The organism is Clostridium sp., from assembly GCF_036781005.1.
Taxonomy (GTDB): Bacteria; Bacillota; Clostridia; order Clostridiales; family Clostridiaceae; genus Clostridium_B.
In genome coordinates this window covers 67,852-79,963 of the sequence record NZ_DAIQBT010000002.1, presented here as the reverse complement: position 1 = coordinate 79,963, position 12,112 = coordinate 67,852, and the positions used below count along the sequence as shown (strand labels likewise).

Annotated in this window: 14 protein-coding genes; 2 read left to right on the top strand and 12 right to left on the bottom strand. The window is 29.7% G+C overall.

Annotation, left to right across the window (positions count from 1 at the left end; translation table 11 throughout):
• Positions 1 to 10 precede the first annotated feature (10 nt).
• From V7Q02_RS01185 to pta, 9 genes are all read right to left on the bottom strand, one after another.
• Entirely contained in the window at positions 11 to 103 is a 93-nt protein-coding gene (locus tag V7Q02_RS01185; protein WP_333859132.1) for a DUF4044 domain-containing protein, read from the bottom strand.
• Between the two features lie 15 nt (positions 104 to 118).
• Positions 119 to 1,192, bottom strand: a complete 1,074-nt coding sequence (locus tag V7Q02_RS01180; RefSeq protein WP_333859131.1) for an elongator complex protein 3 — start codon at positions 1,190 to 1,192, stop codon at positions 119 to 121.
• Positions 1,182 to 1,916, bottom strand: a complete 735-nt coding sequence (gene rnc, locus V7Q02_RS01175) for a ribonuclease III (RefSeq protein WP_333859130.1) — start codon at positions 1,914 to 1,916, stop codon at positions 1,182 to 1,184. Before rnc ends, V7Q02_RS01180 begins: the two co-directional genes overlap by 11 nt.
• Before the next feature lie 168 nt (positions 1,917 to 2,084).
• Positions 2,085 to 2,318, bottom strand: coding sequence for an acyl carrier protein (acpP, locus tag V7Q02_RS01170; RefSeq protein ID WP_333859129.1), 234 nt, complete (start codon positions 2,316 to 2,318; stop codon positions 2,085 to 2,087).
• 147 nt (positions 2,319 to 2,465) lie between these two features.
• The gene (gene plsX / locus V7Q02_RS01165) at positions 2,466 to 3,470 is read right to left on the bottom strand and encodes a phosphate acyltransferase PlsX (RefSeq protein ID WP_333859128.1); all 1,005 of its coding nucleotides are present in this window, start codon (positions 3,468 to 3,470) and stop codon (positions 2,466 to 2,468) included.
• Between the two features lie 217 nt (positions 3,471 to 3,687).
• Positions 3,688 to 3,870, bottom strand: coding sequence for a 50S ribosomal protein L32 (rpmF, locus tag V7Q02_RS01160; RefSeq protein WP_012101782.1), 183 nt, complete (start codon positions 3,868 to 3,870; stop codon positions 3,688 to 3,690).
• Positions 3,871 to 3,883: 13 nt separating this feature from the next.
• Positions 3,884 to 4,387: a YceD family protein gene (locus V7Q02_RS01155; protein ID WP_333859127.1), complete on the bottom strand. Its 504-nt coding sequence runs from the start codon at positions 4,385 to 4,387 to the stop codon at positions 3,884 to 3,886.
• Positions 4,388 to 4,535: 148 nt separating this feature from the next.
• Entirely contained in the window at positions 4,536 to 5,753 is a 1,218-nt protein-coding gene (locus V7Q02_RS01150; RefSeq protein ID WP_333859126.1) for an acetate kinase, read from the bottom strand.
• A 1,036-nt stretch (positions 5,754 to 6,789) separates the two neighbouring features.
• The gene (gene pta, locus V7Q02_RS01145) at positions 6,790 to 7,791 is read right to left on the bottom strand and encodes a phosphate acetyltransferase (RefSeq protein WP_333859125.1); all 1,002 of its coding nucleotides are present in this window, start codon (positions 7,789 to 7,791) and stop codon (positions 6,790 to 6,792) included.
• Positions 7,792 to 7,999: 208 nt separating this feature from the next.
• Here pta and V7Q02_RS01140 point away from each other — a divergent pair, with 208 nt between their 5' ends.
• Positions 8,000 to 9,226, top strand: a complete 1,227-nt coding sequence (locus V7Q02_RS01140; protein ID WP_333859124.1) for a nucleotidyltransferase — start codon at positions 8,000 to 8,002, stop codon at positions 9,224 to 9,226.
• Positions 9,227 to 9,312: 86 nt separating this feature from the next.
• Complete coding sequence (gene ylbJ / locus V7Q02_RS01135; protein WP_442882152.1) at positions 9,313 to 10,479, top strand: sporulation integral membrane protein YlbJ; 1,167 nt, start codon at positions 9,313 to 9,315, stop codon at positions 10,477 to 10,479.
• Here ylbJ and V7Q02_RS01130 read toward each other — a convergent pair.
• The 3 genes from V7Q02_RS01130 to rsmD are packed head-to-tail and all read right to left on the bottom strand — an operon-like array spanning position 10,462 to position 12,068.
• Complete coding sequence (locus tag V7Q02_RS01130) at positions 10,462 to 10,986, bottom strand: ATPase (RefSeq protein WP_333859122.1); 525 nt, start codon at positions 10,984 to 10,986, stop codon at positions 10,462 to 10,464. The genes ylbJ and V7Q02_RS01130 overlap by 18 nt on opposite strands.
• A 21-nt stretch (positions 10,987 to 11,007) precedes the next feature.
• A complete protein-coding gene (coaD, locus tag V7Q02_RS01125) occupies positions 11,008 to 11,502 on the bottom strand; it encodes a pantetheine-phosphate adenylyltransferase (protein ID WP_333859121.1) in 495 nt (164 codons plus the stop codon).
• A 5-nt stretch (positions 11,503 to 11,507) separates the two neighbouring features.
• A complete protein-coding gene (gene rsmD / locus V7Q02_RS01120; RefSeq protein WP_333859120.1) occupies positions 11,508 to 12,068 on the bottom strand; it encodes a 16S rRNA (guanine(966)-N(2))-methyltransferase RsmD in 561 nt (186 codons plus the stop codon).
• Between the last annotated feature and the right edge of the window lie 44 nt (positions 12,069 to 12,112).

Genomic DNA, 12,112 nt, shown 5'->3' with positions numbered 1-12,112 from the left:
TCCTTATCTGTTAAAAAAACGCTGGAAGTAATCCAATTACAAACATAAATACCACTAAAACTATTATTACCTTTAACATCCTATCTCTAGTATTTTTTTTCATGATACTTATCTCCTTTTAAAAATTTTTATAATTACTCATTATATAATCATCCAGTTGCACATATTTATTAAAATTCTCCCCCACTATATTCAAAGCTTCCCTACCTATAGAAGAATCTTGTACAACTTTTATAGGACAATAAAAAAAACTTTCTTTCACAAGATTAAAATATTCCTTTTTATTTGCATAAAGTTTTGAAAGGTCTTTTTCATTTATGTTGACAGTTATTTCTCCTTTATAAGATAAAGGTATATTTTTTTTTAAGATATGGTTATAAATTCTGCCTTCTACAAGTTCTCTAAAGGCAGGATGAAAAGGACCTGCTACTACATCCTTACCTGGAGTTATATTTTCTGTAGGCTGGAGCCCCATTCTTATTACCTTTACTTTATTTGCCCTTAAAATACAATATAAGATTTTGCATATCTCCACCGCTGCCGAAAGTTCATAAGGTTTATATTCTTTCTTTTTATACATATTTTCCATGACAGTTCCCTTTATCACCAAAGCAGGGTATATCCTGTATATGTCTGGCTTCATACTTATTGAATTTCTCACTGTTTCCATGTCTTTTTCAAAAGTATCACAGGGTAATCCTACCATAATTTGATGTCCAAGTACAAACCCATATTTTTTTACAAGGTAAGATGCATATTTTACCTCTTCACTAGAATGTCCTCTTCCAGATTTAAGAAGTACCTCTCTATCTAATGATTGCACACCAAGTTCTATTATATCTACAGAATATTCTCTTAAGTTGTTAAGTATATAACTATCAATATAATCTGGTCTTGTAGACAGCCGAATATAATCTATATACCCTCTATCTTTATAATCTTTAGCTACCCTTAATAATTCTCTCTGTTTGTCTATTGGTATGGCAGTAAAAGTTCCTCCAAAAAAAGATACTTCCACCCCAGAAGTACTCCTTTTTATGGTTTTTAGATGATCTTCTATAGTTCTCTTTACAAAATCGACATCCACTTTTTCTTCATTGCCAGTAATTACCTTTTGATCACAAAAAATACAATTATGAGGGCACCCTTCATGAGGAACAAATATAGGTATTATATAATGTTTATTTCCCATTTGTATTTATTCCTCCTTTATTATAACTCCTTTTGCTATTCAACTTTTTTAAAGCATCCTGGGCCGCATTTTGTTCAGATTCCTTTTTAGTATATCCTACACCGCTTCCCATTTCATTGTTGTCTACATAAACTTTAGTGTAAAATTTTCGCCTATGGGGAGGGCCTTCATATTTTATAAGTATATACTCTATGGTTATATCTCCATCCTGCTGTACAACTTCCTGAAGATTAGTCTTATAATCCAATACTATCTCATTTTTTATAGCTTTTTCTATAATATCTTTAAAATTATCTATTATAAAATGTTTTGCTTTCTCATATCCACAATCTATATAAATAGCTGCAATAATAGCCTCAACACAATTTGCAAGTATTGAAGTTCTTTCTCTTCCTCCTGTAATTTCTTCTCCTTTACTCATCTTTATGTATCTACCTATACCCCATTTTTTAGCTACTTCATATAGAGAATTTTCACAAACTATCAGTGCCCTCTTTTTGGTAAGTTCCCCTTCTGATTTACTCTTATAAATTAAAAATAAATATTCAGATATACAAAGTTGAAGTACAGAATCCCCCAGAAATTCTAGCCTCTCATTGAATTTCACTCCTTTTTTTCCATTGGCATAGGAACTATGTGTCAATGCAATATCTATTAACTCTTTATCATTAAAGTAAATATTCAATGTATTTTCTACTTCTTTAAAAAAATTTGCTTTTTCCATTTTATATTTCTCCCTCGAAATATATTCTTCAGTTTGTTGAAAACCCTCATAACAGATTAATAAACAAATTCAAGAATAAATTTACTTTTATTTTTAATAAATCATACCTTCACTTTAGAAAATTTTAAATTTAAAGTCCCGTCTGAAACGGGACTCTTTTTTCTGATGCTACTCTTCAGTATGAGCTTTTATGTAATCAACTACATCTCCTACTACCTTTACCTTTTCCGCCTCTTCATCAGGTATTTCCAAATCAAACTCTGTTTCTACAGCCATTATCAATTCAACTATATCAAGTGAATCGGCACCTAAATCGTCAATAAAAGATGATTCTAACTTTATTTCCTCTGAATCTATACCCAACTGCTCGGATATTATTTTCTGTATTTTTTCAAAAATCATAATTTTACCTCCAAAAAATTTTTATACATAAATAATATTATATAACTTATATACCGTCAACAATAACCATTACCAAATAACTGTACTAATTATTCTATTCCAATATATTTTATTATATTTATATTTATAATTATTTTTATTATAATACTATTTTTCTGCAATACACATTTTTTCTATCTGAAACTTTATTTCATCTATAACCTTATTATTATAACATATTGCCGCCTGTTTTATTGCATTTTTAAAGGCCTTTCCATTAGAGTTTCCATGTGCCTTTACACATATTCCACTGCAGCCTAAAAAAGCAGATCCTCCATATTCTGAATAATCTAACTTTCTCTTTATCTTCTTAAAAACAGGTTTTAAAAAAATACCTGCCAACTTGCTTGTAGTTGATTTCATAATTTCTTCTTTTATCATATTAATTAAATTTAAAGATACTCCCTCATAGGTTTTTAAAATTGTATTTCCCACAAATCCATCACAAACTAATATGTTTACATCTCCATTGGTAGCCTCTCTAGGTTCCACATTCCCTACAAAATTAAAATCCATATCCTTTAAAATCTTGTAGGTATTCTTGGTTAATTCATTACCCTTTTCTTCTTCTGTTCCTATATTCACAAGGCCTATTGAAGGGTTTTTTATCTTAAGTACATTTTCAAAATATACTTTTCCCATAAGTGAAAATTGCATGAGATAATGAGGTTTGCAATCCACATTAGCTCCTGTATCTATAATCATAAATGCTCCATTTTTCCCTGGTACCATAGGTGCCAGTGCAATTCTTTCTATTCCTTTAATTCTTCCCACAATTAAAGTTGCACCAGCCATAAGAGCTCCAGTACTTCCTGCAGATATTGCTGCATCTGCCTTTCCCTCTTTTACAAGTTGAAGAGCCTTTACCAAACTAGAATCTTTCTTTCTCCTGACTGCCATTACTGGAGATTCTAAAGTATTTATAACTTCCCTACTATCTAAAATACGTATTTTTTCTTTATCATATTCATATTTTTTTAATTCTGATTCAATAAGTTCTTTTTTTCCCGTTATAATTACATTTATATCCTGTTCCTTAACTGCCTCAACTGTACCTTCTATTATTGCATAAGGTGCAAAATCTCCTCCCATGCCATCCACAGCAATTATCATAATCTTATTTCACATCCTTAAATATTAGTGATATACACAATTTAATTTTCACATATTACTTGGGACTAAAATTAAATATTAACATTATACCATAAGATACTTTTACTTGAAACAAGTTAAACCATAAAAAACCCATCAAATTGTTTTATCACAATAAATTATAAATAAAATAAAACAACAGGATGGGATTCTTATGTAAGATTTATTAGCAGTTTTACTAATTTTCAGTCAAAACAACTTCTTTACCTTTATAATATCCACAAATCTTGCACACTCTATGGGCAAGTTTCATTTCATGACACTGAGGACACTCAACTAACTGCGGTGCACTTAACTTAAAAGTTTGTGCCCTTCTTGAGTCTCTTCTTGCTCTTGAGAATTTTCTGGCTGGATTTCCCACAGTAAACACCTCCTTAATCAGTGAAGAACATATCCTTTAGCTTTGCTAATCTTAGATCAATATCATGGCTTTTACACTGGCATTTGAACTTATTTAAATTAGTGCCGCATTGCTGACATAACCCTTTACAATCATGTTTACAAAGCCTTTTTATAGGAAGACTCAATATAATATTATTTTGTATTATTTCGGAGATATCTATAACATTATCCTCTATAAATATAGTTTCATCATCTTCCTTTTCTTTATAGACAGTTGTAAATTTTTCAACAATGGTAGTATCCAATCCATAGGAAAATTTTTCAATACATCTTGAACAAATAAGTTCCAATACGCCTTGAATTTTCCCCTTTAATGTAAAATCATTTTCTACCTTACTTAAAATCCCAACAAATCTTATGGGCTGTAATAATTTAATATATTCCATTCCATCATAAAGCCCATCTTCTTGTATTATAAGATCGAGTTTTTTTTCAGCTTTTTTTTCTTTTAATAATTCTGATATATTTAACTCCATAATACTCACCTCTATACATTAGCCACAACCTATTATATAAAGGTAACCCTAAAAAGTCAAGTTATTATTATAATATGGATAATAACAGAATAAATGAATATTCACTCTGTTATTACCTTTAAATGGCCTTAAAAACTTATTATATTTATTATTTGGATTTTGAAGAAATTTTCTTTTCAACCAAGAATTTTGTATCTCTAGCTATTACAAGCTCCTCATTAGTAGGAATTACAAATACCTTTGTCTTTGAATTTGCAGTGGTTATTTCCGTAGCCTTTCCTCTTATATTATTTTTCTCCTCATCTATTTTAATTCCAAGATAGGTAAGTCCTGAACATATTTCAGCTCTGCCAATAGATGAATTTTCACCCACACCTGCTGTAAATACTATAGCATCTACTCCATCTAAAACAGCTACATAAGAGCCTATAAAAGATTTTACCCTATAATAGAATACATCTAACGCAAGTTGTGCTCTTCTATCATGCTTAAAACTTGCAATTTCTTCTACATCTCTAAAATCACTGCTTATTCCTGACATTCCAAGTATACCTGATTCATTGTTCATTATATTGCTTATCTCATCTATAGACATACCTATTTCATTTATTAGAAATGGTATTATAGCTGGATCTATGTCACCACACCTAGTACCCATAGCTAAACCTGCAAGTGGGGTAAATCCCATATTTGTATCTATTGACTTTCCTTTATCTACAGCACAAATACTAGCTCCATTTCCTAAGTGACAAGTTATTATTTTCAATTCTGATATGTCCTTTCCCATAAGTCTGGCTGCTTCTTCTGATACAAACCTATGGGAAGTTCCATGAAATCCATATTTTCTGATTCCATATCTTTCATACAACTCATAAGGTAGTGGATAAATATATGCATATTTTGGCATAGTATGATGAAAAGCTGTATCAAATACTGCTGCCATAGGAGCATCAGGCATTATTGCCTTACAAGCATTTATTCCTATTATATTAGGTGGATTGTGAAGTGGTGCTAATTTAACACAATCTTTTAAAGATTCCATAACCTTGTCATCGATTATAACTGCATCTGAATATTGTTCGCCTCCATGAACAACCCTATGACCTACAGCAGATATCTCAGACATATCCTTTATTACACCGTGCTTTTTGTCTACAAGAGCATCCAATACCAACTTCACGGCTACCTTATGATCTTTTATAGGTTCACTTACCACATGTTTTTCTCCATTTACTTTATGAGTCAAAACAGACCCCTCTATTCCTATCCTCTCTACAAGGCCCTTTGCTAAAACTTTTTCATCTTCCATATCTATTAATTGATATTTTAAAGATGAGCTTCCACAATTTACTACCAATATTTTCATATACATTTTCCTCCTAATAAAATTAATCTTTATATTTTGTTATAATACCTCTATATTAAAGTTTATAGTTATTTAAAAATCCTTGTTCTCACATTAGGTTTAAATCTATTAAAACACTTCAATAATGCTTGTTTAAAAACTCAAGTTTATTCAAAATTTTATCATGCATAAGTTTTTACCAAGTTACTTAAAGACTCGGTTAAAATTTCACTATAAAAAAATATTTTTCTCCATCTGACTTTTGAAGAACTTTATCCAGGAATATCTCTATTTTTGAAAAAATAGGAGTACTACCTAATTGCAGCCTTCTAAATAAAACATAACTAAAACAACTGTTTTTCACACCAATAAATAAATATATTAATAATATCCATCTATCAGTCATATAATAATACCAGAACAAAGTTTTATTTATTAAATAAACTTATAATATTACTAATCTACTTTATATAGACATAGAGTTTATAACATTTATTACTATAAAATTATAACTTACCTATATACATAACTCTTAATTTTTTCTGTGTATTTTAACCTAATAAAAATCCCTGCAACATCATTAAAACATTACTTACTTGTAAAAGTTTAAGTAAAGTGAAAGCGATATCTACGTCAAAAATTTAATACCACAATTGATTTATTTTCTGTAATATAAAATTACAAATAATTTAAAAATACTAAATGCTAATATGTAAAATATATACTAATATTATTTTAACCATAAATGATAAATTATACAACTATTTATTATTTATATAACTTTAGCATATAAAACTTGCTTTCATTATCTAATATTGTAACAAAATTTATAGAATCTATACAATATATAAACGCAAACTATTTAAAAGTTCCAGCTTTAAATACTCTGCATTTCCATTTTAACAAAATATGTAATTTATTTTTTTCATATACCTATGTCTTGTCTTTACAATTTTTTTTATATAAGCTATCCTTTGTCGAATTTTATTATACCACAAAGTGACAGCTTATTCTTCTTAAAATAATTAATTTTTCACAATAATTCTATATATAAATTCTAGCCCTGTGCCTGTGCTTGAACTGCAGTTACAGCAACTACTTTTACTATATCATCAACACTGCAACCTCTTGATAAATCATTTATAGGTTTTGCAAATCCCTGGCATATAGGTCCTATAGCTTCAGCTTTTGCAAATCTTTGAACTAATTTGTATCCTATATTTCCTGCTTGTATATCAGGGAATATGAGTACATTGGCCTTTCCTGCAACTTTACTATTAGGTGCTTTTAAATCAGCAACTTTTTTTACTATAGATGCATCTAATTGAAGTTCTCCATCTATGTCCAAATCAGGTCTAGCTTCTTTAGCAAGTTTTGTTGCTTTTGTAACTTTGTCTACCAATTCATGGCTAGCACTTCCCATAGTGGAGAATGAAAGCATGGCAACTCTTGGTTCCATTTTACATAAGCTTTTTGCAGTTTCTGCTGTAGTTATTGCAATTGAAGATAATTCTTCAGCAGTAGGACATACATTTACAGCACAATCAGCAAATAACAAGAATCCATCTTCTCCATATTCACAATCTGGTACACTCATCAAAAATACACTGGAAACTACGGAAGCACCTGGAACTGTCTTTACTATCTGAAGGCCAGGCCTTAAAAGATCTCCTGTTGTATGTATAGCACCTGAAACTAAGCCATCTGCATCTTCCAGTTTCACCATCATTGTTGCAAAATATATAGGATCTCTTACTATTTTATCTGCTTTTTCCGGTGTAACCCCTTTATTCTTTCTCATTTCATAAAAGGCATTGGCATAAACTGCTGTTTTACTTGAAGTTTCAGGATCTACTATTTCTGCTCCAGCCAAGTTAACTCCAAATTTAGCTGCATTTCCCTTTATTACACTTTCACTTCCTACTAAAATTATGTCTGCAATACCACTTTTTATTATTTCCTCGCAAGCTCTGATGTTTCTTTCTTCTTCTCCCTCTGCCAAAACAATTTTTTTCTTGTTTGCCTTGGCTAAATCGAAGATTTTTTCCATTAATTTCATATTTTATTCTCCTTTCAAATTTAAAATTAATATAATTAAAACCATACACTTATACTATAATCCTTTTTACCTATATTTTTCAATGGAAAATCATTTAATTTTAATATTTTATAATTATTTTTTTAATATTTCACAGGAAATATTTATAATAAACATACTTTTATTGATATAATATTAGTACAACTACCAGAGAAAGGAACTTTAATAAATGAAAATAACCGCTATAATAGCAGAATATAATCCTTTTCACAATGGACATAAATACCATATTGAAAAGACAAAATCTATAACAGAATGTGAGGGCATTGTTGCCATAATAAGTGGAAATTTTGTGCAAAGAGGAACCCCTTCTATAATAGATAAATGGAATAAAACCAAGATGGCCCTTTCAAATGGAGTGGATTTAGTGCTGGAACTCCCAGCTTTATACAGCTTATCCTCTGCAGAATTTTTTGCTCACGGAGCTGTAAGCCTTTTAGAAAATCTGGGGGTAGTAAAAAATTTATGCTTTGGCAGTGAATGTGAAGATATTAAACTGCTGAATTTTATAGGCGAAATTTTATGTGAAGAACCAGAAGAATTAAAATCAAGGCTAAAAGAAAAATTGCACAGGGGCATGTCTTATGCTTCTGCCCGTGGGAATGCCCTGGAAGAATTTCTTTATAACAAACATGCCCTTAAAAATAACAGCATAGCAAAACTACTTCATTCGCCCAACAACATACTAGCAATAGAATACTGCAAAAGCCTTGCAAAACTTAAAAGTACAATTACTCCTATAGCTATAAAGAGAATAGGAAATTCCCATAATAGTATATATGTAAATCATAATTTCTCAAGTGCTGCCTCTATCCGTCATTTTTTAAAAGAAGGTAATTCTGTGGAAGAACTAGAGAAAGTGTTGCCCTATAATATACTATGTATGTTAAAGGATTTAAGTAACTCCAATTATAAATTTACTTTTGAAGATTCCCTATTACCCTATTTAAAATATAAAAATTTATTCTACGGAAAAAATATAAAATATTTACCTGATGTATCTGAGGGACTGGAAAACAGAATAGAAAATGCTCTAAAAAATTCTTTCTCCTATGAGGAAGTTATAAATAGTATTAAAACTAAAAGATATGCCTATAGTCGTATAAGCAGGATTCTATGTCAATTCTTCTTGGGATTTGAGAACTTAAATACAAAAATTTTGAGAAAAAATAGCTGTCCTTATGCAAGAGTTCTAGGATTTAATACTATTGGTATGAAAATATTAAGAGAAATAAAAGAAAATTCCTCCATTCCCGTATATACAAAGCTTCCAAAAAACACAGATGAACTATTAAAATTAGATCTCATGGCTACAAAAGGGTATAGTCTTTTGAATAAAAACATAGCTTTTAATCAGGATTATATTTCAAGTCCACTTATAATAGCTAAATTTTAGAATAAGTAGCCTATTTTATAAATATAATTTACTAGATCATATATTACCTATTAAATTTTTTATATTTAGAAGGCAGGCGATAGACTTTGGAATTTTTACTTTATTTTTTAATGTGTACAATAATAGTTCTTTTATATATTTTATTTAAAAATACAAATTTAATTATAACTATAATTTGTTCAATCCTGATAGTACAAATTATAATGGCTCCAAAAATATGTATAGATGGTGTACTCATGGGAAGTTCCTTATTTTTTTACAAGGTATTTCCGTCTTTGTTTTCCTTTTTGGTTGTTTGTAATATAATCCTGTATTACGATGGAATAAACATATATTCCAAATTAATAGGAAAAATCTTGTGCAAACCACTTAAACTCCCTGTAAGCTGCAGTTTTGTGGTAATAATAAGCATACTCTGTGGTTATCCTTTAGGTGCTAAATACTCCTGTGAACTATATGAAAAGAAGATAATAGATTCTTTTACCTGTGAAAGGCTTTTAAATATAGCCTCTAATGCAAGCCCTATATTTATATTAGGTTCTGTTGGAATATCAATGCTTAAGAATTCCTTTATAGGCTACATATTACTATTATCTAATTTTCTGTCCTGTATTGTCATGGGGCTTTTACTACCTGCAGGAAAAATCTACAAAAACCAAAATATAAATAAAGCTCATAACTATATTCATAAAAACATAGGAACATCTCTCAAAAAAAGCATAGAAAATTCTATAACAACTTGTATATCCATAGGCGGATTTGTAATTATATTTTCTGTAATTGATAATATCTTAAAACATAACTTGATATTTCATTCCCTGGTATATGAAATATCAAACATACTAGGACTTTCTAGAGATATAGTAGAAGGTACCCTACTTGGTATAATAGAAATGACAAATGGGTGCAATCTTATATCATCTTCCACTGCTTCTACTACTTTAAAACTTATAATTATAAGTTTTTTGTTTACCTTCAGCGGTATTTGTATTATATTTCAAGTTTATTCTTTTACCTATAAATTTAAAATATCTATAAAAAAATACATAATTGGTAAAATAGTTCAGGGAACTATTTGCTCTACTTTAAGTTTTCTACTTTATAATTTATCCTTTCGCAAATTGTCTACACAAACTTTTTTACCTAATTATAAAATTGCAGAAAACTTAAGTAATGTACTCATACTTACGTTACTTTTACTAATAGTACCCTGGTTGTTATTTAAGTTAAAGCAATTATTTCATGTCTCTTAACTGTTTTATATTATCTTTTATAGATTCAGTGTTCAAATTTATACTACCTTCTAAGCCATCTAAAAATTCTTGAAGTTCTAACTTTAAGCTTGTCACCATTTCACTGCCCTGACGTGATATTTCACTATCTAACTGGTTCAGCATTTCATCTGCATAATCCCTCGCACCTATTCTTATTGCCCTAGCATTTTTCTGTGCAGATGAAATAATCTCCTCAGCTCTTATGTTAGCCTCTTTTGTAATATCATGATTTTCTATTTGACGTCTCAATAAACTTAAATTTTGTTTCTTTATATCATCTGCTTCTTGTACAGCTTCAGTTAAAATCCTTTCTTTTTCTTCTATTATCCACTGTGCTTTTTTTAATTCACTTGGAATACAGTTGATTATTCGATCTAATATTTCCAGTATTTCACTTTTATTTACCATAACTTTTTTACTTAAAGGAACTTTAGCAGAAGTATCTATAATTTCTTGAAGATATTCCAATAATTTGATGACATCCATATTCTTTCCCCCTAAGGCATATCAACATTTTTTATAAGCTCTATCAAATTTTTTAATAATATCACTAATTACTTTCTGGGGAACCAATCCTTCTATACATCCCCCAAACATAGCCACCTGTTTTACAGAAGATGAACTCAAAAAGGAATTCATAGCACTAGCCATCATGAAAACCGTATCTATATTAGGATCAAGTTTTTTATTCATAAGAGACATCTGACATTCATATTCAAAATCTGATACGGCCCTCAATCCTTTTATTATAACTTGAATTTGTTTCTCTTTCATGAAATCTATCAAAAGTCCACTAAAACTCTCAACCTTTACATTGGGTATTTCTTTCACCACTCTTTTTATAAGTTCTACCCTTTCTTCAACGGTAAACAATCCTTTTTTATCAGGGTTTACAAGCACTCCTACTATTAATTCATCAAATACTTTAGATGCCCTATCTATTATATCTAAATGGCCATTGGTTATAGGATCAAAACTTCCAGGATATATTGCCTTAATCATAATAATTAGTCCTCCTTGTATTTATAAAAACACACTGTTGTATTTCCATACTTTCTATGATCCGTTAAAATTATATTACTGCTCCCCTCATATATATCCTCGCCGGTATCAATCTTAGTAATTATAATTCCATCTTCACACAGTAATTTTTTACTGTCTATTATTTCTATAACCGGCGGAATCATATTTTTCTTATAGGGTGGATCAACAAATATTATATTGAACATATATGTTTGTTCTTCAATTTGTTTAAGAAATTCATAAGAATCCTTATTTAGAGCATTACAAACTTTATTAAAACCTAAATTTTCCACATTTTGTTTTAAAAAGGAAAACGTATCTTTATCCTTATCAACCAATAGACATTTTTTAGCTCCTCTGCTTGCAGCTTCAAGTCCCAAACTCCCAGTACCAGCAAATACATCCAACACACAGGAACCATAAGTTTTATCTTGTATTATGTTAAACATAGCTTCCTTTACCCTGTCTAAAGTAGGTCTTGTAGTATTATATCCTTTAGGCGACATTAGTTTTCTTCCTCTTGCAAGACCTCCAATTATTCTCATAATTCTCTTTCTTACCTCCTATATTTTTCTATAATATTTTAACA